Below are 26,552 nucleotides of genomic sequence, written 5' to 3'. Positions count from 1 at the left end.
TTTCATGGGCCTGAAAAACTATTTTGAAAAAATTGAGCACTACTTTGAGCCCGGGGGCAAATTAGAAAAATATTATCCGTTGTATGAAGCGGTAACGACGGTTTTCTATACACCAGGTACAGTAACTTCCGGCCGTGCCCATGTCCGTGATGCTATCGATCTAAAGCGGATGATGATCATGGTATGGCTGGCGGTATTTCCGGCAATGTTCTGGGGAATGTATAACGTTGGTCAGCAGGCGATCCCTGCGTTGTACCATTTATACAGTGGCGCAGAATTACAGCAAATTCTGGCATCTGACTGGCACTATCGTGTTGCTCAGTTTTTCGGCGCATCACTGACGCCAGGCGCTAGCTGGTGTAGCGAAATGTTGCTTGGCGCAACTTACTTTTTACCTATTTACATCGTGGTATTTGTGGTTGGCGGCTTCTGGGAAGTATTGTTTGCCATTATCCGTAAACATGAAATTAATGAAGGGTTTTTCGTTACTTCTATTTTGTTTGCGTTGATTGTTCCACCCACTATTCCTCTGTGGCAGGCGGCGCTAGGTATTACATTCGGTGTTGTAATTGCGAAAGAGGTTTTCGGTGGTACAGGTCGTAACTTCTTGAACCCGGCGCTGGCTGGCCGCGCTTTTCTGTTCTTTGCTTATCCGGCGCAAATTTCAGGTGACTTGGTATGGACTGCGGCTGATGGCTTTTCTGGCGCGACCCCGTTATCTCAATGGGCGGCTGGTGGCAGCCAAGGATTAGTGAATACCGTTACCGGTCAGCCTGTTACCTGGATGGATGCTTTCATTGGTAATATTCCTGGCTCTATCGGTGAAGTCTCTACGCTGATGATTTTCATCGGCGGTGCAATCATTCTGTTTACCCGGATTGCTTCATGGCGCATTGTCGCCGGGGTGATGTTGGGTATGGTTGCAACTTCCTACCTATTCAATGCTATCGGTTCAGCGACTAACCCATTGTTTGCTATGCCGTGGTATTGGCATATGGTTCTGGGTGGTTTCGCTTTTGGTATGATCTTTATGGCGACCGATCCGGTATCCGCTTCATTTACTAATAAAGGTAAATGGTGGTACGGCATTCTGATTGGTGTGATGTGTGTTCTGATCAGGGTGGTTAACCCGGCATATCCAGAAGGTATGATGTTGGCGATTCTGTTCGCAAACCTGTTTGCGCCATTGTTTGACTATCTGGTAGTGCAAGCCAATATTAAGCGGAGAAAAGCCCGTGGCTAATGATAAACCCAAAAATAATGACAGCGTCGGCAGAACATTTATCGTTGTTTTTGTGCTATGTCTCGTTTGTTCAATTGTTGTAGCAGGTTCTGCGGTAGGGCTGAAATCTCAGCAACAGGAACAAAAATTGATGGATAAACAGCGTAATATCCTCGATGTTGCTGGACTACTCAATCCCCAGATGAGTGCTGATGAAGTTAAAGAAACGTTCAAAAGCCGTATTAAAACCGAGTTGTTGAATCTGGATACTGCAACGCTTGAAAGTAGTCAGGGCAAGTTTAACCTGAACGATGCGTTGCGCAGTGATGATACGAGTATTGCATTACCGCCTGAAAAGGATTTGGCGAAAATTCGCCGTCGCGCCAATATGGCCGAAATCTATCTGGTGAAGAATGAGCAGGGTAAAACGCGCGAAATCGTTTTGCCTGTTTATGGTTCTGGCCTGTGGTCTGTCATGTATGCTTTTATCTCCGTTGACGTAGACGGCAAAACGGCCCGCGGTATCACTTATTATTCGCATGGTGAAACGCCGGGGTTGGGGGGAGAAGTGGATAACCCACAATGGCGTAAAAAGTGGATAGGTAAAAAACTGTATAACGATGAAGGCAATCCGGCGATCAAAATTGTTCGTGGCGGCGCTGCTGCCGATGACGTTTATGGTGTTGATGGCTTGTCTGGTGCGACTCTCACCTCTACCGGTGTCCAGAACATGTTTAATTTCTGGTTAGGGGATAACGGTTTTGGTCCGTTCCTGAAAAAAGTACGCGAAGGAGCGTTGAAAGATGGCTGATAGTAAAGAAATAAAACGAGTCCTTCTTGGGCCACTCTTGGATAACAACCCGATTGCATTGCAGGTTCTGGGGATCTGTTCAGCGTTGGCGGTAACAACCAAGCTGGAAACGGCATTGGTAATGACGATAGCGGTAACATTGGTTACTGCCTTTTCCAGCTTTTTTATCTCGTTGATCCGTCATTACATCCCTGGCAGTGTGCGAATCATTGTCCAGATGGCTATTATTGCATCACTGGTTATCGTGGTAGATCAGATTTTGCAGGCTTATGCTTATGAAATTTCCAAGCAGTTGTCTGTATTTGTTGGCCTTATCATTACTAACTGTATCGTGATGGGACGTGCAGAAGCTTATGCGATGAAGTCTCCGCCTATTGAGAGCTTTATGGATGGTATCGGTAATGGTCTGGGTTACGGCGTTATTCTGGTAATGGTTGGTTTCCTGCGTGAGCTGTTTGGTTCCGGCAAACTGTTCGGAATTACCGTGATGGAATCGGTACAAAATGGTGGTTGGTATCAGCCTAATGGTTTGTTCTTGTTAGCACCTAGCGCGTTTTTCATTATTGGTATGCTGATTTGGGGTCTGAGGACGTTGAAACCGGCGCAGGTTGATAAGGAGTAACTGACAACATGGAACATTTTATAAGCCTGTTTGTCCGCGCTGTCTTTATTGAGAATATGGCGTTGGCTTTCTTCCTCGGTATGTGCACTTTTTTGGCTGTGTCGAAAAATGTCACAACAGCGTTTGGTCTGGGTATTGCCGTCACGGTGGTTTTAGGGATTTCCGTTCCTGCTAATAACCTGGTGTATAACTTGGTATTGCGTGACGGCGCACTGGTTGAAGGGGTTGATCTTAGCTTCTTAAACTTTATTACGTTTATTGGCGTGATTGCTGCATTAGTGCAGATTCTCGAAATGATCCTTGATCGTTATTTCCCTTCACTCTATAACGCGCTCGGCATTTTTTTACCGCTGATTACCGTTAACTGTGCGATTTTTGGTGGCGTCTCTTTCATGGCGCAACGTGACTATAACTTTTCTGAATCCATCGTATATGGTTTTGGCTCAGGTGTAGGTTGGATGTTGGCAATTGTTCTGCTGGCTTCTATTCGTGAAAAAATGAAATATGCTGATGTTCCGGCAGGTCTGAAAGGATTGGGGATCACCTTTGTCACTACGGGTTTGATGGCATTGGGTTTTATGTCCTTCTCTGGTGTGCAGTTATAAAGGCGAGAAGCGTTCATGGATATAATAATTTTAGGCGTAGTGATGTTTACCCTAATTGTGTTGGTACTGACGGCGCTGATTTTGTTCGCGAAATCAAAGTTAGTTAACACTGGGGATATTAGGGTTGAAGTTAATGGTGATCCGGAAAAGAGCTTTACTGCTCCTGCTGGTGATAAATTACTAAATATGTTGTCAAGCCAGGGTATTTTTGTCTCTTCTGCTTGTGGTGGTGGTGGCTCTTGTGGTCAGTGTCGCGTAAAGATTAAAGATGGCGGTGGCGACATTCTGCCAACAGAACTTTCTCACATTAGTAAGCGTGAAGCGAAAGAGGGTTGTCGTCTGGCTTGTCAGGTCAATGTAAGAGAGGACCTGAAAATTAAGTTACCGGAAGAGATCTTCGGTGTTAAGAAATGGGAATGTGAAGTTATCTCTAACGATAACAAAGCAACTTTCATTAAAGAGCTGAAATTGAAAATCCCTGATGGGGAAGTTGTGCCTTTCCGTGCCGGTGGCTATATTCAGATTGAAGCTGAACCACATACTGCTCGTTACGCGGATTATGATGTGCCGGAGGAATACCGTGAGGACTGGGATAAATTTAATTTATTCCGTTTTGTTTCTGAGGTGAAAGAGCCAACAGTTCGTGCTTACTCAATGGCAAACTACCCAGAAGAGCACGGTATTATCATGCTTAACGTGCGTATTGCGACGCCGCCGCCAAGAAATTCGGAAGCGCCTCCGGGAATTATGTCTTCTTATATTTGGTCACTGAAACCCGGTGATAAAGTGACTATTTCTGGCCCGTTCGGTGAATTTTTCGCGAAAGATACTGCTGCGGAGATGATCTTCATTGGTGGTGGCGCAGGGATGGCGCCAATGCGCTCTCATATCTTTGACCAGCTTAAGCGATTGAATTCCAAACGTAAGATTAGCTTCTGGTATGGCGCCCGCTCTAAACGTGAAATGTTCTATACCGAGGATTTTGATCAGCTAGCGGCTGAAAATGAAAACTTTACCTGGAATGTAGCCCTATCTGATGCATTGCCTGAAGACAACTGGGATGGTTACACCGGCTTTATCCATAATGTTCTATATGAGAATTACTTGAAGGATCATCCGGCTCCTGAAGATTGCGAGTTCTACATGTGTGGGCCTCCGGTCATGAATGCCGCAGTGATCAAGATGTTGAAAGATCTTGGTGTCGAGGATGAAAACATCATGCTGGATGATTTCGGTGGCTGATAGGCCATAAATATACCCTATGGATTTCAAGACGCATCGCGACGGCAAGGGAGCGAATCCCTGGGAGCATAGATAACTATGTGACCGGGGTGAGTGAGCGCCGCCAACAAAGGGCAGTTTGAAAGATAATGGGTATAGTTTGATTTTAATGACTGGCGCCCACAACTTTGTGGGCGCTAACAATTCGGAAAGAGTAACTAACCGTGCGTAAAAAGATAAGTAGCTGGATAGCGATAATATTTGCAGTATTACTGCTGGCGGCATGCGATGGTCTGGAGCAGAAAAATATTCATGGGCAAACAATGGGAACTTACTATTCCATTAAATTTGTCACAGGTTCGTCGGCTCCTTCGCCAGAGGTTCTGCAAAAAGAGATTGATCGTTTGCTGGAGGAGATTAACGATCAGATGTCAACATATCGCCCTGATTCTGAATTGAGTCGTTTTAATCAAAGTCGCCAAATTGATCGGCCATTCCCTGTATCGCCTGCGACAGCCAAAGTAGTTAAAGAAGCGATCTACATTAATAAATTGACGGATGGCGCGTTGGATGTGACGGTTGGCCCATTGGTTAATTTATGGGGATTTGGTCCTGAGGGGCACGTGACGAAAGCCCCTTCTGCAAGTGAACTGGAAAAACGCCGTGAATGGACTGGGATTGATAAACTGGTGATAGAAGGTAATAACCTGATTAAAACCGTTCCAGAGCTGTATATCGATTTATCGTCTATCGCGAAAGGTTATGGCGTAGATGTTGTTGCTGAATATCTGGAATCGCAGAATATCAACGATTATATGGTTGATATTGGCGGTGAAGTCCGTACATCAGGTAATAATGGTAAAGATCTGCCGTGGCGGATTGCGATTGAAAAGCCATCTGACACTGGCATGGCACAAAATGCTCAGGAAGTGATAATGCCTGGGGATATGTCGATAGCGACTTCTGGTGACTACCGTAATTACTTTGAACAAAATGGTGTGCGTTATTCACATACAATTGATCCAAAAACGGGGAACCCTATTTCTCATAATTTAGTTTCTATTACGGTGATTGCCCCAGCTTGTATGAGTGCTGATGGTCTGTCTACCGGACTGAATGTTTTAGGGCCGGAAAAAGGGATGGAAGTGGCAGAAAATCTGAGTATCCCGGTTTTTATGATTATAAAAACGAAAAATGGTTTTGAAGAGCGTTATAGTAAAGCCTTTGAGCCATACCTACAGAAAAATCAATGAGAAGGGGAAGGAAGTGCTGAAAGTATTTATTGCCGCCTTCGTTTTTTTCCTGCTGGCTTTTGCGGGAATGTCGTTAGGCTATATGATTAAACGTAAGAGCATACAAGGGAGCTGTGGTGGTTTAAGCAGTATTGGTGTGGAGAAAGTATGTGATTGTCCAGAACCTTGTGATGCACGTAAGAGACGTATAGCTCGTGAGGCTGCGCGGCAGGTTCAATTAGAGAAACATCGGATTATCTGAGTTTAACAAATCTGCGGAATTCTCCTTCCTGAATACTAATTGAGAGCAAAGCGAAATTTTAGGGAGATTTCGCGTAGTTTGAGATAAAGTAAATAAAAAGTAGAGATGCTAGTTTGATAAAACTCTCTTCACATTAAGCGGTTTACTGTGAAGGGGGTTTTTCTAGTATACCTTTCGTCAATATAATCACCAAAATAATCACTAAAGGTTTCAAAAGAAAGAGCACAACCTAAATTCATATGAATGTGAAATTCAGATTGTTTAATTGTGCCTTTTGAAAACGGTTTAATCGACAGGGAGCCCTTCACATTGCTTGAGGAGTTTTTTTTAAATAAGAAATTAAATTCCCAATTTAAAATAAAAAATATAAGCAGATTTTAAAATTGTAATATAATTTAGCATGCATTATTACATATGATTTTATATTTCTCAGTAAATAATTTTCTATTTGATAAAGTTAAATTACAATATTACCAAGATTAAAATAAGTACTTTTATAACCTCATAATTTTGACAAACTTTATGAAGTCGATACACTTAAGGTGAGATTTATAAAATATGTAAATTATAAAATTATTAAAGGAGCAGTTTTTATGTTGAAGAAATTATTAGCAGTTGGTGCATTAGCAGCAGGTATTACATTAACGGGAGGAATTGGGGCTGCATCGGCAAGCGTATATATTCCGTGGAACAATTGTTATAGTTCTGGTATGTCCCATAACAATGGTTTATATACTCAATATATTGCTAAAGATAGTGGCAATTTTCCTAATATATATGATTGGGCTGGAGTTAGATGGCATCTTCAAGGTTATAAATATTTAGATTATTGTGGAAAATATATCGCTTTATATGAAGGTAGAAGGTTATAGGATTTTACCTAAAACCTCAGTAATCTGGGCCAAATATTATAAACATTTGGCTCATTATATTATGCTAGGTATGAAGGAAAGAATCAGAATACCAGTAATGGAGCTCTCCATTGACATACTTAAAGAAGGCTTTTGTATAATAGGCTGATAATCTGAGTTACAATTTACTTTGTGTTTTTATATATTGATCGTAGGCGGCATGTTGGGATTTTTTGATATCAGGTGAATTCATCTTGAAATTTTCCCTGCGAGGGAATTAGTATTAAAAATAATTGTGAAAAATATATTCCAAAGTTACATCAATTATGAATAAATTAAAAAAATAATATTAATCACATAACTTAACATTTTTTACATAGGTGTTAGGAGACATCTAGGATATTTTTTTACATACCAGATAATTCTCACTTTTTAATTTGTAATCCACATAGAAAGATAGGGGGAAACTTGAAAAAAATGAGATGACAGTTATCATCCTAAAACAGTTAATAAAACTATAGTGATGTTTTAGGCGACAGCCAGTTGGTATTGAAACTATTTACCTTTTTATTTATCCTTTTTTCGGAGAGAAATTCCTGTTTTTTTAAGTTTAATCATGATGGTTTTATCTTAATAAATCAGTGAGTAAATAGCATGATGATATAAGATATCATTTTATGTTCTTTCAGATAATCTCTTGTTTTTTCAGAGTTCAAATCCTATTAAATTAATCGTTTTACTATTTTTTTCATAGTTTTCTTCGTAAAATAGCTGCGAGGAAACACTTTAATATGAACCTATTTAGATTATATTCTTTTTATCACTGATTTATTTTAAATTCTCTTTTAATGTTTAATGTATTTAGATTAAATGCGATTCACTATTTATCTGAAAAGTGTATTTGTTGATTTAAATCGGCCTTTTATATGAAATTTTGATTCTTTTATATTAGTGTTTTTAACCTTTATCTGTTTTCATTTTCTGGAATTTGATTTTTTAAGTTTAAAGCCAGAGAGAGTAAAAGAGATGACAATGGGATTAAAATCAAATCCTATTGTTTTAATCGTTTTTAATCCGACTAAACGTTATTTTTCTTTTTCCGTCATAAGGTTAACTCTATTAAACATTTTAATATAATTTTATATTTTTGTGATTTAGTTAGCTTTTTTATTTTGTTGGTCAATTTAAAATCCGTTTTTCCTGATGTTTTCTCTGCTAATGTCAGTGTATCGATGTTTTTAGAGAGCATAAAAAAGTGTAGGGCATTATTTTATGCTCTCTTGGCTTAGGGTACTATTTTTTCTATTTTCTATAGTTAACCCAATTAGATGTTAGTTAAGGTTTGAAAATATAATGACAATACAAATTTTTTGAAATATTTTACATTTGTTTTTTATTGTTCTTAATTCTAATGTGGATGTTGAGTTGTCAAAAACATTACCATGAGCAATATCATGTCTTTTTGTATTAATATTATCAAAAAATGATTCCCAAAGACTTCTGTCTTGTGATTGTGTTGACTGTGTTTTTCTTATTAACACAAATGTATCTAACTTATCTTGTTTTGATAGTCTTTTTTTTGCTGCTATATCTATGATTTTTTCGAATCGCTCTATTTCCTTATCAGTCATAGAGAATACGTTATAAAATATTGTTCCATTCAGCTGTTTAAATATTTTTTTGTTCCTAAATTATCGCATATTGATTCAATAATACTAGGTTTTGGATTTTTATTTTTGTTTGGAAGAAACTCATCGTAAGATAATTTGAAATTACCATGTTGTTCTAATTCTTTAATTAGAGATACTATCTTTTCATTATTTTCTCTGCTTTCGTCATATCCGATAAATTTTCTACAAAATTGCCTTTTCATTGCGTCAGGAAGTAATTTGAAATCTATGATTTCTATATCTGAAATGAAGTTTTTCACTAATTCCTTATAAAAATTTTCCATATGAGATACACATAAGACCATAGCTGAACGGCATAGGCTGTTATATGTATCAATATGGCTATGTATGTGTTTATCTGCCAAGTCAATTATGTAATCAATTTCTCTCCATTGAGCATTAAGCTTACTTAGATAGTCGACAGTAAACGTTCTCATTATTTATATAACTCCATAGTTTTAGTCATTCTGGCTTTTAACTTTGATACATCGTTATAGCTTCCAGAATTAGCTTCTACGTAGCTAGGATCACTGAACAGGAAATCGGTTAGTGATTCTCTTGTTAATTTTTTATTACCTAAAACATATATTCTGCAAACTGTGTCATATACAGCAACATTAAAGTTTGATTTTTTCTTTATTTTACCAGTTGTTTTGTTATTACTCCAGTTTGAAAATGGTATGTCAATATTGCTATTTACAATCTTTTTGAATGTATTTTCAAATAGAGCTTTCATTTCTTTTAGTTCATTTTCACCTAATCCGTTAAAAAGCTCCATTTTATCGTTGAGGAATTTTTTAAATCCGGATTTATAGTCTTTATATCCATCTTTGTAATGTAGTGAAAAGAATCTAAGAATGATTTCTTGATCATCCATTTTTGCTATTTTTTTCTCGCTCAGATTTGTTGTCTTTTTAAAATCACTATTTAAGCATAATTCAACTAGGAGATCTTTAAATGGTCCTCTGTAAATGGCATTTCTTAGCTCTTGTGACTCGAGTTTTAATGCGCCTGTGTTAAGTCTTTCAAAGATGTCATATTTCACTTGTGAATCGACAGTTGAATCTATTCTGAGACATTTAATGGTTCTTTCTTCTAATCTTCTTATTAAGAATGGCGGTAAATCTTTATAGTAAGAGCCATTTAATGGAGATAATACTTCTAATCCAGATAAAGGATATTTATTTTTCATAAATTCATATATTGCAGTAATTCTTTGCTGGCCGTCAATAACTGAATATCTATATTGTTCATCTTCATCATCGATTTCATCATCTACATCAACATCTAAAGATATATATACATAAGGTATAGGTATGTTAAGTATTAGGCTTTCTATTAGCCGAGATGAAGCCTCCGTTGTCCAGCGATGTCTGCGCTGATAATCAGGATTAAGCTTTATTGTTTTACGGTCTATTTTTTTTACTAATGTTTCTAAGTCATACTCTATGTTCTGAGTTTTTACAGTTATTTCTTTTGCTTTTTTCTGTAAGTCAGCCAATTGATTTTTCAATGTCATGTTATAAACCTCAAAAAAGTAAAGTATGTAACATTATACATCACTACTTACATCTAGGTGAACTAAAATAAGCTTATATCTGTAGTGACCTGTAATCGAAAACTGCCATTAATTGCAGGTCACTACACGCATAGTTCAAACTGATACTAATGCTTAGCGTACTATTTTCTCCTAATTCTGTTGGAGCTTTTATTTAAAGGGAAAAGTGTGACTTTGTGAAACTATGTGATGCAGTTAATATGTAAGATAAAGTTACACATTGATTGGAAGTTATTATGTCAATAACATGTTTACGTCAACAGGGTGGAGCAGTAGGTATAAAATTGAATGTAAAAGCGTTAGGTGACAGAATAAACATCAAACCCGCAGGTAGAATTGCCAGAGGCAGGGAGTCTCTCACTGAATTGTTGCAGGGCATTGATGAAACAGAAGTGCGGGCTTTCAACGAAGCAACAGTCGACGCTCTAAATTCTCATTCTGTTGGTAATGAGGTGATTTAATAATGCGTAGAAGGAATATCCCAAGCAAGGATGAAATCTGGCATGCTAACTTGGATTAATAACTTGCTTTTTCCAGATTTTAAAATCACACGTGCTGACAAAATACTGGTTTTTTATTTGTCATTTAATTTTTTCTCCTATTTCATTGCTAAGAATAAAACTGTATTTTATGAAGAGTAAATTTAAATTAGTTGAGTGGGAGGCATTTTACAACAACTACAGACCACATGGTGGTTTGAAAAGTAAAATGCCTTATGAGGCTCTTATTGAAAAAATAAGAGTTTAAAAATATTCCGTTGGGCGAAGTTAGGAATTTCACATTTGAGGTATTCTTTTATCTTTGATTTCAGATTTACCACCTTTAATTAAAGTAGGCAATATATGTATATTTTGCTGACTTATTTGTTGTTCAATATGTTGTACCACATAGGCGGCATCCTGATCGATCCCCAGAAAACGTCCAGAACCCCATGTATATAACCACGGCAAACCAATAAACGTGACATCTGGATCAATGGTAATACCACGGTCATGTTTTGGATAACCATTGGCTTGAAAAATATCTAAATCAATCCATGAATAATCTGGTCTAAAACCAATACACCAAATTATTGAGGTGATATTTTCTTTTGCTAAATCAATATGTGTGATTTCCTGCTCAGGCTGCCAAACAGGTTGATACACCGAGGCGGGTTCATCGGTTGCAATATTGTTTTTCTCTAAATATTCATCAATTAAGGCATTAATGCGATTATAAGTGGCATCGGCATAGTTCAGGTTTTCTGATAAATTGGGTTTAAACCAGAATTGACCATCTTTAAAGTCATCAAAATGTCCGAACAGTTGCATACCTTCTAAGGCAAATTTACGCAAGTCAATATCACGCCCGCCGTCACGCCCTGTAACATAATGGTTGGTACTGTTACGTACTTCTTCACTATAACGATGATTTTTGACCGTCGTTTCGTAATAACCCATATCAAACAGCCATTTCACCACATCTTTACCACGATAGAAGCGAGCACAACGTGGCGCATTGCCTGTCGATAAATAGACTTTTTTGCCTGCCAGATGTAAATCTTCGGCAATCTGTGCGCCGGATTGCCCTGACCCGACCACCAACACCGCACCTTTAGGCAGTTGATCGACATTTAAATATTCTTCCGAATGCATCACTTTCACATGTTTAGGCAAGGTATCGCTTAATTTTGGATAAATCGGGGTGTGATACCCGCCTGCGGCAATGACAAGCTGTTTGGCTGTGGTTGTACCGTGATTGGTTTCAATGACAAACTCATGTGCTGCCACTTTTTTCACATTTTCTACCTGAATGTTTAAAATGGCGGGAGGATTAATTTTCTCAATAAATTCGTCAAGATATGTCACAATTTCATGCTTTTTCATAAAGCCGTCAGGGTCGTTCCCCTGATAAGGATGTTCAGGCAATAGACACTGCCAGTTCGGTGTCACCAAGGTAAAATTATCCCAACGTTTATGGCGCCAACTATGGGTCAACTCGGATTCTTTTTCCAATATCACATGGTCAATGCCCGCTTTTTGCAAATAGTGACTGATACATAAACCTGCCTGACCACCACCAATAATCACTACATCGTAGTTTGGCTGTAACATTTGATTTTGGATACTTAACATGGAATATCCCTCTCATTCATTCTTCATTTCAATAATTTCAATTTGATCTTCTGGATTTAACCCGAAGAATTTGGCTTGGCGTTTGATAATCGCCAGATTGTCCACGGCCGAACTACAGAAAAAGCCATAACGCGCCCGTACCCTTTCTGAGGCGGCATGAAGACCATTTTCAACCTGATGCAAGAACTGCATACTTGGGTAACGCTGACCGATGGACAAATATTCATAAATCACCGTTGAGGGGGAGTAATATTGAATCAGCTCCCCATTAGGCCATTTCACAGTAAAATTCACACTGGGCATAACATCGACTCCTGCTGATTTTTAGGTTTAATCTGTACGGATTGAGCCTGTAACTTTTTTAACGCATCGGCATAACAAAAACCGGTAAATACTTGGCGGTTAAAATCCCAAAATATTCCATATTGCTGTTGCTGTTGCTGTTGCTGTTGCACGGCAACCACACCACTGGCATTGGTTTCACCAATCACTGCGCAGGCAATGCCCTGACGGTGAAACAGTTCGATAATTTCTTCACATTCATTTGCCTCTGCCGTCAGTAAAAAACCAAAACTGGGGAAGATTTGTAGCCATTTAAACCAGTCCACATTCTCAGGTTTAGGAATAGCATCTAAGTTGATATGTGCCCCCGATGCCGTACCTTCGAGCAGCATCAATAGACTGCCTAAGATACCGGCATTGCTGATATCACGAGCGGCATGAGCCAGATTTGCTTCCGCCAATTGCGGCAACAAGGCAATTTGTGACTGTAAAATGCGGTCAGACACTCGTTCAAAACATTTCCAATAAGTGGTATTGGGGTGGAATTGCCCTTTCAGATTTAAAGCGATCAGAATTTTTTGTTGTGGTTTGACATGCAACACTGAGAGCAGTTTTCGCGCTATGCCTTGAATCGCAACTGATAAAGTGGGCTGATAAATCACGCCAAGATTGGTATGTCCGCCGACCAATAGCACGCCATAAGCACGACAGGCATCTTGCATACCTTGCATTAACAACTGGGCGTGTTCGCTATGGGTATGCCAAAAACTGTTCACCACTGACAATGCCCGACCACCCATTGCGGCAATATCACTAATATTCGCCATGACCGCTGACCATCCGGCAAAATAAGGATGATTGGCAACAAAGCTTGGTAACATGCCTTCACAGGCATGCAATATATATTGACCATTTAGCGGTACAGCCGCTGTGTCATCTCCTGGATAGGCATATAAGCTATCCAATGAATCAGCATGGCAAGTTGTGTCGATTGAAACTGTGTTGATTGAAATATTGCGAGCAATCGCCTGCTTAGACTGCATAGCAGGTGTATGTTTTAACATTTCGAGTAATTGATTGAGTTTCATCATTGTGTCTCCTTTTGCATATAGGCTTGCATCGGGACATGAGGTAAAGGATAGTTTTCAATCTGTGCCTGCATCAGCACATGTGGGATGTTGGCAACGGTCAACTGATGCAAACTATCCCAACACAACCTTCGAAAATAGTGTTCATTTTGACTTTGCACGGTGGCTAAAAAAGTACGGCATCCCAATTTCTTGGCGGTCGATACTGCTGTGTTGATTAATGCTTTACCAATGGTATGACGACGTCGATATAAAGGTTCTACGCATAAACGCCCGCCATACCACGTCTGTTCGCCATCAGGGAAAATCCGCACTGCGCCAATCACGCGGTCATGCTCACCACACATTTTCCCAATGGCGACAATGCCTAATGCTTTAACATCGTATTCGTCACGATCTTGTTGCAAGATTTTCTGTTCGTCGCGAAAGGTCATTTCACGCAGACGATAATATTGGCGACGTTCCCAATCTTCCGACACGATTTTGATGGCAATGTCATCGCTAACAAATGGTTTCAGCCCTTTATGTGGCTCAAGTAGCCAAGGATAGTGAGAAAGTTTCATAGCACATTCTCCTTATTCATACGCTTTCAGTGAAGAGCAAGCGCCACATTTGGCACAGCCGGCTTGCGTGTTTTCCGAGTTCAAACCATGTTGTTTGAGTTGCTGTCCAATTTTCGGATAGAGCGACTGCATAAAAGCTTGATCAGGTTTAGGGTGATGCTCTAATGGCGTGCCTCGAATCGGCACAAACGGTACTACAAATGGATATACCCCAATTTCAGTCAATTTGGCGGTCATCTCCACGATTTCCAGTTCGGTATCTCCCAAACCTGCCAAAATGTAGGTACTGACCTGTCCTCGACCGAACACCGCAACGGCTGCCTCAAATGCCGCAAAGTATTTTTCCAACGATACTTCGGCTTTGCCCGGCATAATTTTCTGCCGTACACGCTCGCTTACCGCTTCAAGATGCATGCCAATCGATACCGCTCCTGCATCTTTTAAACGTTGAAACCATGCAAAATCGTCAGGCGGTTCGCACTGTACCTGTATCGGTAAATCTACTTGCGCTTTAATCGCTTTAACGGAGTCATATAAAATTTTAGCGCCACGATCTCCCGTATTTGGCGTACCTGTAGTGATCACCATTTGTTTGACACCATCTAGCTCAACGGCCGCTTTCGCTACCTCAGCCAATTGTTCCGGGCGTTTGCGGATCAGGGTTCGACCCTCTGTTAAAGATTGCTCAATTGAGCAAAATTGGCAGGCAGTTGCCTTGTCCTTCATACGAATGCAGTGCTGTAACACGGTTGTCGCCAACACATCACGGCTATGTAAGGTCGCAATTTGTTCGTAGGCAATGCCTTCTGCGGTTTTTAAATCGTAAAAACGTGGTCGTGCAGGTGCAGTTAAGGTTGCCACCGGAATCCGGTTTTTAAAAACAATTACCTTGTCAGAGTGTGGTTCAGGCTTTGCGGTATAGGGCGAGTCTTGTGCTGCAAGGTTCAGCACAGGAATCATCATGGTCTGCCCGTCAAGGCTTAGCGCCTTATGATCGCTTGGCCCTGCGCCACCTTTACGGGACAAGCCAAAATCGCCTTCCCAGTTCAGACCATTACATTGCAAATCGGTTAATAGTTGCAAACCGGTTAATAGTTGTATTGCAGACATCTTTAACCCCCTATCGATTGGGTTTACATCAATACGGTTTCGGCATGTTCTTCATTAAATTTTGAGAGCTTTTCGAGATGACTTTGAGCTGATGTTTCAACTTTCAGTTCGTGTAATACCTGTGTTGGACGACGATCAATCAGTAAGCTGAGTAATTCAGGTCGGCTGTAGTGTCCAATCGAATCCATCATGCGTTTGCGTTTATCAATCAGATTAAAGTCCAGATCAGCAATGCAATAACCTTCACCTTGTGTGATGGGTTCAGCCAGCAGCTTGCCTTCGGGAGAAACGATAGCGGCAAAACATCCCCCTGAAATTGGACCGATATCACAGCCAGTATCCTGCATAATTTGCTGTTGCTGTTCGGGATGCAGCCATGCGGTGGCGTTGATCACAAAGCAGCCGGATTCTAAAGCATGGTGTTGAATGGTTGCGCGGATTTGATCGGCAAAGACTTGTCCTACTAACGAACCGGGAAACATGGCGGCATGAATTTGCTCACCATCTGCCATTAAGGCAAAACGCGCCAACGGGTTGTAATGTTCCCAACATGCCAACGAACCAATACGCCCCACAGCAGAATTAATGGCACGTAAACCACTGCCATCACCTTGTCCCCACACCATTCGTTCATGGTAAGTGGGGGTAATTTTGCGGCGATGCTGAATGATTGAACCATCGGCATTAAATAACAGTTGCGCATTATAAATCGTACTGCCCGCACGTTCATTAATGCCAATCGATACCACCATGCCGGCTTCAAGACAGGCTTGACCAATCGCTAAGGTTGCTTCGGAAGGTACAACCACCGATTCATTCAACAGCTTTAAATGTTCTTTACCCATAGCAAATGGCGGTTGTACAAAGGAAAAATAGGGGTAATAAGGCACGACGGTTTCAGGAAAGACTGCAAATTGCACTCCCTGTTTTCCAAGCTCTAAAATAATGTCACAGACTTTTTTTACCGTAGCGGCTTGACTATAAAGCACAGGGCTACATTGCACTGCGGCAGCTTTAATTATTCGGTTCATAACCTTATCCCCCTCATAGTTTATGTTTTCTTAGACGGTCCAGGTATCAATGATCAAGGCATTGTCGCGACGCATCAGCAGCTTTAAATCCATCACATCCAATGGATTAATGGGACGAATTCCCGGAATAAGCGCTTTTTCGGTTTGACCATACAACGCTTGCAACGCAAAACGGCAGGCATAGACTTCGCCGCCTTCTTCCATAAAGGCTTTCAACTGATTGTTGACGGCTAAATGACCCGGAAAAGCTTCCGCTCCTAAAGTTGGAAAACCTCGTTGTACACCCAACTGCACGCCTGGGCCGTAAAGCAGAATTTTGGTTTCAAAGCCTTTGCGTAATAAACGCTTTGCCTGTAATACATTGATCAGGCCAATTGAGCCTTCAAATGCAACAGTATGGAAAGTCACCAATGCTTTTTCCCCAGGCTGAGCTTTGACGTCCTCAAACACTTTTTCTTCGTAATCAACAAGAAAATCACCGTCTTTATATTGTTCGATATCAATCTTTGGCATAACCAACTCCTAGTTCAATGTTATTTGGGAATGAACCAACATGTAGTTTGTTTGTACTCTTGCGAGAAATTATTGCGAGAGTTGTGCCAAGTTATATTTTGGAATGGAGGTTAATTTCTATCATATTGAAAAGTATAATTTAATTTTTATAAAAACATTTTCCATGGAGAGAAATTGAACTGCTAGGGAATTAGGATTTTTCGTAGTATTATGAAATTTCATAGCTTAAATTATGAAACTTCATAGTATGAATACGACTGACTTTATTTCTGACTGGGTAGTTTCTGAAGATTCGATTCGCCCATTGGTGTTTGAACACACGTCACAGGCATTAATTGTGTTGGACCCACACCAAAACCAGTTTATTGATGTGAATATCAGTGCTGCTCAACTATTACGATATGAACGTCATGAAATTATTCAAAAAACGGTGACTTCTATTTTTGGTCATTGCAAACAACTGCCATACCTTATGGCATTTACCGAAGAAGCTTTGGTAAAAGGTTGGGCCTGGAACAATAAGCTGTATGTTTTTGATAAAAATGGTGAAAGAATCCAGTTGGATATTACTTCCATTTCATTGCCCTATAAAAACAAAACCTTGCTGATATGGTCGCTAGTGGATATCAAAGATTTAGAACTACGCCAATTCAATAAAAATGCCGATAAAGTTATCCTCAGAGAATTAAAAGAATCGCAAGCCTTACAAGAGCTATTTATTGATTCCGACACAGGCAAGCATTTATTACTGAGTTCAGTTGGCGACGGCATTTACAGTATTAACAAACAAGGTTTGTGTACCTTTATTAACCCTGTTGGGGCTAAAATGTTGGGGCTGCAACCAGAAGATGTATTGAGTGACAATATCCATAAGATTCATCACCATACCCATGAAAATGGCGACCCCTATCCTGAAGAAGAGTGCCCGATTTATGCAGCGGTCCATGACGGTATTGTGCATGAAGGTATCCAGGAAATTTTTTGGCGCCGTGACGGCAGTTGCTTTCCAGTAGAATTTACTAGTACCCCAGTGATTCGTGATGGTGAAATTATTGGCGCGGTAGTGGTGTTCCGTGATATTACCGAGCGGCTAAATACCGAAAAACAACTAACCCATGCCCTTGAAGAACTGCAAGATTTAAAAAGCCGACTGGAACAGCAAAATGAATATCTGCAAGAAGAAATTTTACAAGAAAATCAATACCACGAAATTATTGGCAGTAGTGAATCCATTTTACAGATTATTGAAAAAATCAAGGTGGTCGCTCCAACCGATGCCAATGTGATGATTTATGGTGAATCAGGTACAGGCAAAGAACTGATTGCCCGTGCTATTCACCAATCTAGTCACCGTAAACAGCAACCACTTATTCGGGTCAACTGTGCCGCTATTCCTTCGGAATTGTTTGAAAGTGAATTTTTCGGACATGTCAAAGGTGCATTTACTGGGGCTGTACGTGACCGTGCCGGACGTTTTGAATTGGCAGACCAAGGTACATTGTTTTTAGATGAAATTGGCGAAATTCCTATCGAGCTACAAAGTAAATTGCTGCGTGTATTGCAGGAAGGAACCTTTGAGCGGGTTGGAGAAGAAAAAACGCGACATGTGAATGTGCGGATTATTGCTGCTACCAATCGTAATTTAAAAGAAGAAGTTAAACACAAGCGCTTTCGTGAAGACTTGTATTTTCGTTTAAATGTATTCCCGATTTACTCACCGGCTTTACGTGACCGTAAAGAAGATATCCCACTTTTGGTTAGGAATTTTACTAAGTTGATTTGTGACAAGCGTAAAATTAATTATCTACCATTTTCACGAAAGCATATTTTAGAATTACAGCAATATGACTGGCCTGGCAATATTCGTGAATTGCAAAACGTCATTGAACGCGCACTAATTATAGCGAAACAAGGCACGGTTTCTTTTAAATATTTGCTAGAGCAAGATCAACAGCAAAATGAAACTACGTATCAGAATATTCACAATAAACTTCAACAGATTGAAGACGTGCTGACCATGCAACAACTGAAAGAGTTGGAAATTAAAAATTTCTCTCTTGCCGTTAAACAATGCAAAAGGAAAATTTTTGGTGATGACGGTGCAGCAAACTTATTGGGAATGAACCCAACGACATTGATCTCACGCTTAAAGAAATTGGGGATTGATTATTAAAAATCTTATCTTGAGTTTAGAAAAGACACCTCAGCAGCAAAAACCCGCAAAAAATTGCGGGTTCCGCTTATATAGGGTTTTGTCTGATAGGAAAAAATGTTCCTACAAAATAGTGACTGGAGAAGTTTCTTTCTGAGAACCCCCAATGCTTATTTTGTTTTAAAGGTACTGAACAGTTTGGGAGAATCCACCAGCACACCATCGGCGCCAAGCTCTTTAGCTTGTTTGAAATCTTCTTCAGTTTTAATGCCAAAGAGAATGATATTCGCGCCACCCTTAGCACGGAAACATTCCATTGCTTCTTTATCCCATGATAATACTGACTTAGAACGTGCTTCACCAAGAGTATATTTTTCAACAACTTCTACGTTACGGCGCATTTCCAAACCATACCAGCGAGCGGTATCGGTATTTGCAGGGATATCACATTGATGAGCCATTGTAATATTTGCCAGCATGGTGCGGGTTTTGTCACGGCTTTCAAAACGCTGAATTGTTGCTGGTAATGCGTTAAGGTAAGTCTCGTTAGTGGAATAGAAACGGGTACGGGCAAGCGCTTTTTGTTTGGTCAGTACTTTTTCTAGTGCTTTGGCTTGCTGTGCTGGATCTGCATTCGGTGATTTCAGATCAATATAGAAGAAAGTATCTGGGTATTTTTTTAAGACTTGTTCTAATGTTGGAATACCTAATCCTTTATTACGGAATGGATGATGACCATCAGAGCCAAATTTGTAACCGGCATCAAATTTAGCCAACTGACTTGCTTTATAAGCAGAGACGAGTCCACTTTTATTGGTCAAGCTATTTAGGTCTGATGGACGATAGAGTACTGGAATACCATCCTTTGAAAATTGAACAGTGATCCAAATAGCATCTGCTTTATTCTCCAGGGAGTTAGAAATTGCGTACTCGGTATTTTCAGGCGCATCACCTGTACCAGCACGATGAGCGATAATTTGTGGTGTGGTTGCGAAAGCGCTGGCAGAGCAGCAAAGTAGGATTGCAGCAGTAATTCCGTGTCGCATCGTTTTCTCCATAAAATCTAATTATAGTTAAGTTAAAGTAATTAACTTTATTAATGATTTCTTAATGAAATCAATTTTGAATGTAACACGGTTTTTTGAATTTTAAGTGAGAATTTGAATTTTTTTACATTTGTTATGTGCTCGTTGCAAATACTGTTTTACTGAACTGGAAGAAACCTGAAGTTGAGCAGCTATTTCGCTATAACGCAGGCCTTGTAGCTGTGCCAGCAAAAAAGCGCTTTTTACCTGGATTGGCAATTTATCCAGAGTGATATCAAGTTCTTTAAGCTGCTCAAATGTGGCGATTCTGTTTTCAGCAGAAGGCATGGTCATTTCTGGTGTGGAGTTTATATATTCCAAATAGCTCTCTTCGGTCTTTCTTCGACGGTAATAGTTGGCAACCAAACATCGGGCCACGGTCGCCAGAAAAGGCCGTGGTTGGCGGATGTCTGACAAATTTGAACTTGATAGAACGTTCAGGAAAGTGTCCTGAGTGAGATCTTCAGCTTGGCAGGGACAGGAGACTTTATGGCGTAACCAGTTGTATAACCAGTCATGATGTTCAACGTAAAATTGTTGCGCAAAACTATCAATTTCAGATATGGCTTTCTGGATTGCCATGATGATTTCCAATAACTCGTGAAAATGATAATGATTATTATTTGAATGTAAGCATTGGCTGTCAAGTGATTGTCATCACGTGAGGTTCTTAGATTACTGACTTTTAGCGTTTCGATTATCACTGCTGAGTTTTCATCAATGATAAAACAAGTGTTAAGGAAAGCCATTTTTTAGCTGTCAACGTGGTTTTAAAATCGGGAAAAAAGCGTAAGTTTGCGATGAAAAAACAGATAAAACTTTAATTATTAAAGGTGAAAATCAATGATTAAAGCTTTTTTAAAGCGGGTAAAAAACTTGATGTTATACTGGCATTGAAAGAGAAAACACTAGGAAAAATGGGTTTTAAATTGATTAATAAGGTGACAGAATAACTGGGTTAACCAAATAACAGGAATATTATATAAAAACATTTAACAGGATTAGCCGCATTAAAAAGTTTTCTCAAAAAAGATTTTACATTTTTGCATGATCACAAGAGGCTTTCGAAAAATCAAAGATAATTGTTAAAAAAAGCTGATAAGTCTTTTGATTAAACCTGATTAGCAGCAAAAAAGGATAAAAATATTTAACAGTATTAAAAACTATTAAAGAAATGGGCTTTGATTTAATACCATTAGCATATCCTTTACTCTTTCTGGTTTTAAATCTAAATGCCATTGTGGAAGCAGATAGCCGTCCGGGTATGAGTTATGTACTGGAGAAGACGTTAGATCAACAGAACGGGTTCGCCAGCAATTGATGAAAAACCAAAGGGTTCCGGTTTTAGTTGCTATTCAAATTTGATTGTCTACACATTCCAACCCAAAAAAATGAGTTTGAATCTGTGTGCCTCTGAACTGACTATCCTTAAACAGAGATAATTTTTTTCAATATCATAAAAAATGCAGAGTTAAACTTCTCTGGTGATTAATGCAAGGTCTATAAACCGGGCAAGGTAAATTTATTGAATAAAATTGTAGTGATTTAGCTCATTAAGACGAATTTTCAGCACGATTATTGGCATTGTTTTGTGATTCGTATCGCATTTAATTAAATTAATTGGGTATTAATTCACCTAACAATCAAGACATAGCCGATTTTTTGTTATATCTTTTTGTCTGAATATTAAACGGACAGTATTATTGATTGTATAAATTTATTGATGACAGAGCAGGGAGTACCCCCTGAATCTGTTTAATCAGGATTATCAATGTTGTTGCTATGTTCGGCATTCCTATATAAGACAAAAGAAAGATGGACAATCAAGCACGTTGTCGGTTCACTGAAGGCAGCATTCTGTTACCCGCAGGCTATCAGGAACAGACGGTAAACATCCTCATCGCGCCCGATGCGCCCGCGCTAAATATCGCGCGTGATAAGCTGGTTGAAGGCGAAGATCTCCCCAGTTACCTCACCCGTCAAAAAGATCTGCTGAAAAATGGTCTGCGCAACTGGCAATTATTGGAAGAAAAACCCGCAACGCTGGGCGATAACCGGCTGCAAGGCATGGCGCTGCTTTCCCGTTATCGGCCCAAAAAGGGGCAGCAAGTTTATCAATATCAGGCGGTATTTCTGCTGAATGAGAAAAAAGCGCTGATTTTCACCCTGTCATCCCAGCAGGCGTTCACCGATGCTCAACGGCAGTGGCTGGATGACTGCCTGAAAAGTTTCCAATTCTAGGGCGGAGACGTTATGCCAGAAGCCGCGCGAGTTGGGGACACGATAGGCCATTCCAGCGTCATGGCGGGATTGGTTGCGGGCACCGTCATCGGTTCATTAATTTCCGCTGCCGGGGGAATTCTGTCGGGGGCTCTCTTTATCGCCGGATTAGCTACATCCTGTCTCGGGGTAGGCGTTTTGCTGATTGGCGCCGCCGTTGTGGTGGGCATGGCGGCGGGATATTTAGGCGACATGGCGCGTGACGCCTGCGTCTCTAAGGGGGCCTCGTCGCGAAGTCCCTGCGGGGAAATCACGCGAGGCTCCCCCAATGTCTTTATCAACAACCAACCCGCTGCTATCGCGACACGCAGCCAAGTAGAGTGCAGTAAAGAGAATGGCCTGCGCCAGATGGCAGAAGGCTCTGCTTCCGTTTTCATCAATGGCTATCCTGCGGTGCGGGTCGGAGACAAAACGGTCTGTGATGCAGCGGTCATGACCGGTTCGTCGAATGTCTTCATCGGCGGCGGGACGGCGCAGACAGCAAAGATTGTGCCGGAAATCCCCCAATGGGCGTATACCGTTTCCGATTTAACCATGTTTGCAGCCGGGTTAATCAGTTTCGGCGGCGCGGCAGCCAAAGGCCCCGGCGCATTGCAGACGCTGTTTAACAAGATACCGGGCGCGGCTAAAATCCGCAAAATCGCCTGCCGGCTGGGGGCGCTGGCCGTGGCTGCGCCTGTCGCGGGTATTCTGACGAACCCGGTGGAAGTCATGGCCGGTCAGAAATTCCTGAACGATGAGGATGAGCTGGACTTCGTTTTTGATGCTGAATTACCGCTCTACTGGCAGCGTAGTTACCTGAGCCGTTATCAGTATGACAGCGTACTGGGTCGGGGCTGGAGCCTGTTCTGGGAAAGCCATCTCATGTGCGTGGAAGGCGGCTTGCTCTGGCGTTCCCCTGCCGGGGATACCGTGCCCTTTCCTGACGTGCCGGCAGGTCATCGCTGTTTTTGCCCTGAGGCTCAAAGCGACCTGATACACACGGAAGAGGGCAAATGGGAAATTCGTGATGCAGGCGAATTAGTTTATCACTATACGGCTTTTGATAATGACGGCCTCAGCCGCCTGAGCCACATCCGCAATAATGTCGGTAACGAACAGCGTTTTCATTATAATGAGCAGAACCGGATGGTCAGCATCACGGGTCATGGCGGTTTGAACCTGCACTGCGATTACGTAATGATGGAAAACGATAACCAACCTGTCTCCCGCCTTACCGCCGTCTGGCGCGAACTGCACGACGGCCATCGTATTCAGCTTTGCCGTTACCATTATAATGAGCACGCCCAACTGACGGGGGTCAGCCATCGCAATGACCTTCTCCAGCGTCAGTTCGGCTGGACGAAACAGGGCGTGATGGCATGGCATCAGGACAGGCGGGGGTTGCGCTGTGATTACCAGTGGGCACAGACAGCCGAAGGGCTGTGGCGGGTCATTGCCCAGCAAACCAGCGAGGGTGCGGGCTACCGGCTGGAATACGACGATGAGAACCTCACCCGCACGGCGCACTGGCACGACGGCACCCGCACGGTTTGGCATCTCAACGACGCGCGCCACATCATCCACTGCCTCGACCGCAACGGCACGGAGCACCATATCCTGTGGGATGAATTTGACCTGCCGAACGGCTACAAAGATGCGGATGGGCACACCCGTCTGAGTGAATGGGACAAGCACGGCCGTCAGCTGAGTTTCACCGATGCCAACGGCAACCAGACCGGCTGGCAGTACCAGAATGATACCGACCGGCTCACTGTTATCTTCTGGCCGGATGGTACCGAGACGGCGCTGGCTTACGATGAATTTGGGCGGCTGATCAGTGAAACCTCGCCGCTGAAGCAAACTACCCGTTATCACTACGTCTTTGATAATACGGCGCGTCCCTACAAAGTGACTGATGCCAAAGGCGGGGAAAGCCATTTTACGTGGAATGGTCAGGGGCAGTTGACGCGCCACACCGACTGTTCCGGGCAAAGCAGCACATGGCGTTACGACGATGAGAACCGACTGAGCCGCTTTACCAACGCGCTGATGGAAACGACCCGTTATGACTATAACGATAGCGGCCAGTTAATCCTCATCACCTATCCTGACGATTCCACAGAACACCTGGCATGGGACAGCGCGGGTCAGCTAACCCATCACCAGCGCAATGAGAATGCGCCCCGCGCCTGGGAATACAATGCATTAGGTCAGGTGGTCTGTGCGACGGACCGTTTACAACGTCAAATTCGCTATCAGTACAGTCCCGAGGGCCATCTGATACAGCTCGACAACGCCAACGATGACCGCTATCGGCTGAACCGTGATGCCGAAGGGCGCTTAATCGAAGAAATCCGTCCTGACGACACCCTCATCCGGTACGAATACAACGCGGCGGGCTTATTAAGCACCGAACGGCGCATGGGCGACCGTGTGTTCCAGTACCCGGAACGGCAGGTACACCAGCATTATGATGCGGCCGGTCGGCTGATCCAGCGGGAAACTTACACAGACACTTACCAGTACCGGTGGGACAGCATGGGCAGGCTGCTGGAGGCTAGCCGTGAACCGAACGACAACGGCAAACCACTGGGAATAGAGCCCAACACCGTGCGTTTTGACTATGACGTATTGGGGCGGGTTATTCGCGAGCAGAACGGCGACGACGTCCTCCAGTTCAGCTATGACGAACTGGATAACCTGACCGCCCTCACGCTGCCGCAGGGCGGCACCTTAAGCTGGCTCTACTACGGCTCCGGTCACCTGAGTGCGATCCGGCATGAACAGACACTCCTTACTGAATTTGAGCGTGACCGGCTGCATCGTGAAACCCGCCGCACGCAGGGCAAACTGTTCCAGCTGCGCGATTATGATCCGCTGGGGCGCTGTATCCACCAGTACAGCCTGCCGCTGAAACAGGCCGATGCCGAGCCCCAGCCCTATCTCAGTGAGGGCAAGCCGTGGCGGGCGTGGGTCTACGGCCCTCAGGACGAATTGCAGATGATGGAAGATCATTACCGGGGCATAGTTGACTATCTTTATGACTCTGAAAGTCGCCTGAAAAAAGTGACGCGTCAGGGCTGCGCTTATGAGGATATGTTGTGGTATGACCGGGCGGATAACCTGCTGGATCAACCGCAGTCGATATTGGAACAGGAGGCGGAAGAGCAGGGGGTCCCTAAAGCGGTGACGCCGCAGGGCGACCGTCTGAGCTACTGGCGGGAATGGCGCTATGAGCACGACCCGCACGGCAATATTACCCGCCGGGGAACCCAGGATTACTGCTATGATGGCGACAACCGCCTGACGGTGGCGAAAATCGGCAACACAACGGCACGTTATCACTATGATGCCCTTGGGCGGCGTATCCGCAAGGGGGTAAAAATCGGGATTGATGGACTGGCGCGTTATGAACAAACTGATTTTGTCTGGCATGGTCTGCGGCTGTTGCAGGAGCGTGACACGAAAAGTGGCGAAACTCAGACCTACTGCTATGAATCCCATGACAGCTACACCCCGCTGGCCAGCATCGTCACACGGGGAGCCAGGCACAATTACTTCTGGTACCACACCGATATCAACGGTGCGCCGCTGGAAGTCACGGACGAGGACGGGAAAATTGCGTGGGCGGGAAAATATCACATTTTTGGTGAACTGGATGGCCCGCCGCTGGCTTACTTCACCGATCCGGCCCTGTCATCGACAAGCTATAATTTCAGGCAAAACCTGCGTTATGCCGGTCAATATTTTGACAAAGAGACGGGGCTGCATTTTAATACGTTCAGGTATTATGCGCCGGAAATTGGCCGGTTTATAACGCCTGATCCGATTGGGTTGGCAGGGGGCCTGAACTTATATCAGTATGCGCCCAATCCGATGACGTGGATCGACCCTTGGGGATTAACTGGAAAACCGCTAAATTCTCCTGATATGGTTAAGTGGAGTAATAAGGGGGGAACAGTCTGGCAAGAAATAGATACCCAAACTTGGGTTTATAAAGATGCGTCGGGTAATGTTGTTCGTTATCCTAGTGGTTACCCTGACTTCTCTCCATATGAAAGACAACGTGTAGATGTTCCTGATCTGAAAGGAAATCACCATAAATATGGGGATGGTGATTTTGCAAAAGCTGACAGGTTAGCGCCAAAAGGAAAAGCCGATTATGGTTCAAATACTTGGCATCATCATGAAAATGGAAAAACAATGCAAGAAGTGTCTAGAAAAGTACATGGTACCTTTACTCACCGTGGTGGCGCATCAACACTAAGAAAAAAATGTTGAAGAATAGTATTGGAGTA

The 26,552-nt window shown here is 42.3% G+C and carries 24 protein-coding genes and 1 pseudogene; 12 read left to right on the top strand and 13 right to left on the bottom strand.

Annotated elements, in window-relative coordinates; genetic code table 11:
* The first annotated feature begins 4 nt into the window (after positions 1–4).
* From OO184_RS12110 to OO184_RS12075, 8 genes are all read left to right on the top strand, one after another.
* Positions 5–1,243 carry an NADH:ubiquinone reductase (Na(+)-transporting) subunit B gene (locus tag OO184_RS12110; RefSeq protein ID WP_265379398.1) on the top strand — a complete coding sequence of 413 codons (1,239 nt, stop codon included), beginning with the start codon at positions 5–7 and terminating at the stop codon, positions 1,241–1,243.
* Positions 1,236–2,033: a Na(+)-translocating NADH-quinone reductase subunit C gene (locus OO184_RS12105; protein ID WP_265379397.1), complete on the top strand. Its 798-nt coding sequence runs from the start codon at positions 1,236–1,238 to the stop codon at positions 2,031–2,033. Before OO184_RS12110 ends, OO184_RS12105 begins: the two co-directional genes overlap by 8 nt.
* Positions 2,026–2,655 (top strand): NADH:ubiquinone reductase (Na(+)-transporting) subunit D, encoded by a 630-nt coding sequence (locus OO184_RS12100; protein ID WP_049583138.1) that lies wholly within the window; start codon positions 2,026–2,028, stop codon positions 2,653–2,655. The genes OO184_RS12105 and OO184_RS12100 overlap by 8 nt, the downstream gene beginning before the upstream one ends.
* Positions 2,656–2,663: 8 nt before the next feature.
* On the top strand, positions 2,664–3,260 hold the full coding sequence (gene nqrE / locus OO184_RS12095; RefSeq protein WP_265379396.1) for an NADH:ubiquinone reductase (Na(+)-transporting) subunit E: 597 nt from the start codon (positions 2,664–2,666) through the stop codon (positions 3,258–3,260).
* Between the two features lie 15 nt (positions 3,261–3,275).
* Positions 3,276–4,502, top strand: a complete 1,227-nt coding sequence (nqrF, locus tag OO184_RS12090) for an NADH:ubiquinone reductase (Na(+)-transporting) subunit F (protein WP_265379395.1) — start codon at positions 3,276–3,278, stop codon at positions 4,500–4,502.
* Positions 4,503–4,705: 203 nt separating this feature from the next.
* Positions 4,706–5,734 carry an FAD:protein FMN transferase gene (locus OO184_RS12085; protein WP_265379394.1) on the top strand — a complete coding sequence of 343 codons (1,029 nt, stop codon included), beginning with the start codon at positions 4,706–4,708 and terminating at the stop codon, positions 5,732–5,734.
* Between the two features lie 13 nt (positions 5,735–5,747).
* Positions 5,748–5,975, top strand: a complete 228-nt coding sequence (gene nqrM, locus OO184_RS12080; protein ID WP_049583135.1) for a (Na+)-NQR maturation NqrM — start codon at positions 5,748–5,750, stop codon at positions 5,973–5,975.
* Between the two features lie 593 nt (positions 5,976–6,568).
* Complete coding sequence (locus OO184_RS12075) at positions 6,569–6,847, top strand: LCI family antimicrobial peptide (RefSeq protein ID WP_265379393.1); 279 nt, start codon at positions 6,569–6,571, stop codon at positions 6,845–6,847.
* Between the two features lie 373 nt (positions 6,848–7,220).
* On the opposite strand, the pseudogene OO184_RS12070 reads toward OO184_RS12075, so the two are convergent.
* The 4 genes and pseudogenes from OO184_RS12070 to OO184_RS12055 form a co-directional block, all read right to left on the bottom strand.
* Positions 7,221–7,355 (bottom strand): annotated as a pseudogene (locus tag OO184_RS12070) (DUF1240 domain-containing protein); the annotation flags it as partial.
* A gap of 802 nt (positions 7,356–8,157) precedes the next feature.
* The gene (locus OO184_RS12065; protein ID WP_265379392.1) at positions 8,158–8,457 is read right to left on the bottom strand and encodes a HEPN domain-containing protein; all 300 of its coding nucleotides are present in this window, start codon (positions 8,455–8,457) and stop codon (positions 8,158–8,160) included.
* A 29-nt stretch (positions 8,458–8,486) separates the two neighbouring features.
* Positions 8,487–8,933 carry a HEPN domain-containing protein gene (locus OO184_RS12060; protein ID WP_265379391.1) on the bottom strand — a complete coding sequence of 149 codons (447 nt, stop codon included), beginning with the start codon at positions 8,931–8,933 and terminating at the stop codon, positions 8,487–8,489.
* On the bottom strand, positions 8,933–10,015 hold the full coding sequence (locus tag OO184_RS12055) for a GmrSD restriction endonuclease domain-containing protein (protein WP_265379390.1): 1,083 nt from the start codon (positions 10,013–10,015) through the stop codon (positions 8,933–8,935). The genes OO184_RS12060 and OO184_RS12055 overlap by 1 nt, the downstream gene beginning before the upstream one ends.
* A 275-nt stretch (positions 10,016–10,290) precedes the next feature.
* Between OO184_RS12055 and OO184_RS12050 the strand changes: the two genes are divergently transcribed.
* Entirely contained in the window at positions 10,291–10,515 is a 225-nt protein-coding gene (locus OO184_RS12050; RefSeq protein ID WP_265379389.1) for an antitoxin, read from the top strand.
* Between the two features lie 315 nt (positions 10,516–10,830).
* On the opposite strand, the gene OO184_RS12040 is transcribed toward OO184_RS12050, so the two are convergent.
* The 7 genes from OO184_RS12040 to OO184_RS12010 are packed head-to-tail and all read right to left on the bottom strand — an operon-like array spanning position 10,831 to position 16,755.
* Positions 10,831–12,168 (bottom strand): MSMEG_0569 family flavin-dependent oxidoreductase, encoded by a 1,338-nt coding sequence (locus tag OO184_RS12040; RefSeq protein ID WP_265379388.1) that lies wholly within the window; start codon positions 12,166–12,168, stop codon positions 10,831–10,833.
* A gap of 12 nt (positions 12,169–12,180) precedes the next feature.
* Entirely contained in the window at positions 12,181–12,471 is a 291-nt protein-coding gene (locus OO184_RS12035) for an MSMEG_0570 family nitrogen starvation response protein (RefSeq protein WP_265379387.1), read from the bottom strand.
* Positions 12,459–13,541: a sll0787 family AIR synthase-like protein gene (locus OO184_RS12030; RefSeq protein ID WP_265379386.1), complete on the bottom strand. Its 1,083-nt coding sequence runs from the start codon at positions 13,539–13,541 to the stop codon at positions 12,459–12,461. The genes OO184_RS12035 and OO184_RS12030 overlap by 13 nt, the downstream gene beginning before the upstream one ends.
* Positions 13,538–14,101: an MSMEG_0567/Sll0786 family nitrogen starvation N-acetyltransferase gene (locus OO184_RS12025; protein WP_265379385.1), complete on the bottom strand. Its 564-nt coding sequence runs from the start codon at positions 14,099–14,101 to the stop codon at positions 13,538–13,540. The genes OO184_RS12030 and OO184_RS12025 overlap by 4 nt, the downstream gene beginning before the upstream one ends.
* Positions 14,102–14,113: 12 nt before the next feature.
* Positions 14,114–15,211: an MSMEG_0568 family radical SAM protein gene (locus OO184_RS12020; RefSeq protein WP_265379384.1), complete on the bottom strand. Its 1,098-nt coding sequence runs from the start codon at positions 15,209–15,211 to the stop codon at positions 14,114–14,116.
* 23 nt (positions 15,212–15,234) lie between these two features.
* Entirely contained in the window at positions 15,235–16,242 is a 1,008-nt protein-coding gene (locus tag OO184_RS12015; RefSeq protein WP_265379383.1) for a Nit6803 family nitrilase, read from the bottom strand.
* 30 nt (positions 16,243–16,272) lie between these two features.
* Complete coding sequence (locus tag OO184_RS12010) at positions 16,273–16,755, bottom strand: MSMEG_0572/Sll0783 family nitrogen starvation response protein (RefSeq protein ID WP_228902444.1); 483 nt, start codon at positions 16,753–16,755, stop codon at positions 16,273–16,275.
* 247 nt (positions 16,756–17,002) lie between these two features.
* On the opposite strand from OO184_RS12010, the gene OO184_RS12005 reads away from it, so the two are divergent.
* Complete coding sequence (locus tag OO184_RS12005; RefSeq protein ID WP_265379382.1) at positions 17,003–18,928, top strand: sigma 54-interacting transcriptional regulator; 1,926 nt, start codon at positions 17,003–17,005, stop codon at positions 18,926–18,928.
* Between the two features lie 149 nt (positions 18,929–19,077).
* On the opposite strand, the gene OO184_RS12000 is transcribed toward OO184_RS12005, so the two are convergent.
* Positions 19,078–19,953 (bottom strand): glycerophosphodiester phosphodiesterase family protein, encoded by an 876-nt coding sequence (locus tag OO184_RS12000; RefSeq protein WP_265379381.1) that lies wholly within the window; start codon positions 19,951–19,953, stop codon positions 19,078–19,080.
* Positions 19,954–20,055: 102 nt separating this feature from the next.
* Positions 20,056–20,574 carry a sigma-70 family RNA polymerase sigma factor gene (locus OO184_RS11995; RefSeq protein ID WP_265379380.1) on the bottom strand — a complete coding sequence of 173 codons (519 nt, stop codon included), beginning with the start codon at positions 20,572–20,574 and terminating at the stop codon, positions 20,056–20,058.
* A 1,233-nt stretch (positions 20,575–21,807) separates the two neighbouring features.
* Here OO184_RS11995 and OO184_RS11990 point away from each other — a divergent pair.
* Both OO184_RS11990 and OO184_RS11985 read left to right on the top strand, forming a co-directional pair.
* The gene (locus OO184_RS11990; RefSeq protein ID WP_049582893.1) at positions 21,808–22,233 is read left to right on the top strand and encodes a DcrB-related protein; all 426 of its coding nucleotides are present in this window, start codon (positions 21,808–21,810) and stop codon (positions 22,231–22,233) included.
* 12 nt (positions 22,234–22,245) lie between these two features.
* The gene (locus OO184_RS11985; RefSeq protein ID WP_265379379.1) at positions 22,246–26,535 is read left to right on the top strand and encodes an RHS repeat-associated core domain-containing protein; all 4,290 of its coding nucleotides are present in this window, start codon (positions 22,246–22,248) and stop codon (positions 26,533–26,535) included.
* The last annotated feature ends 17 nt before the right edge of the window (positions 26,536–26,552 follow it).

Origin of the sequence: Photorhabdus aballayi (assembly GCF_026153155.1) — a bacterium.
Taxonomy (GTDB): Bacteria; Pseudomonadota; Gammaproteobacteria; order Enterobacterales; family Enterobacteriaceae; genus Photorhabdus; species Photorhabdus luminescens.
Note: the sequence above shows the minus strand (reverse complement) of the source record. Positions and strands in the feature narration are given on the sequence as shown.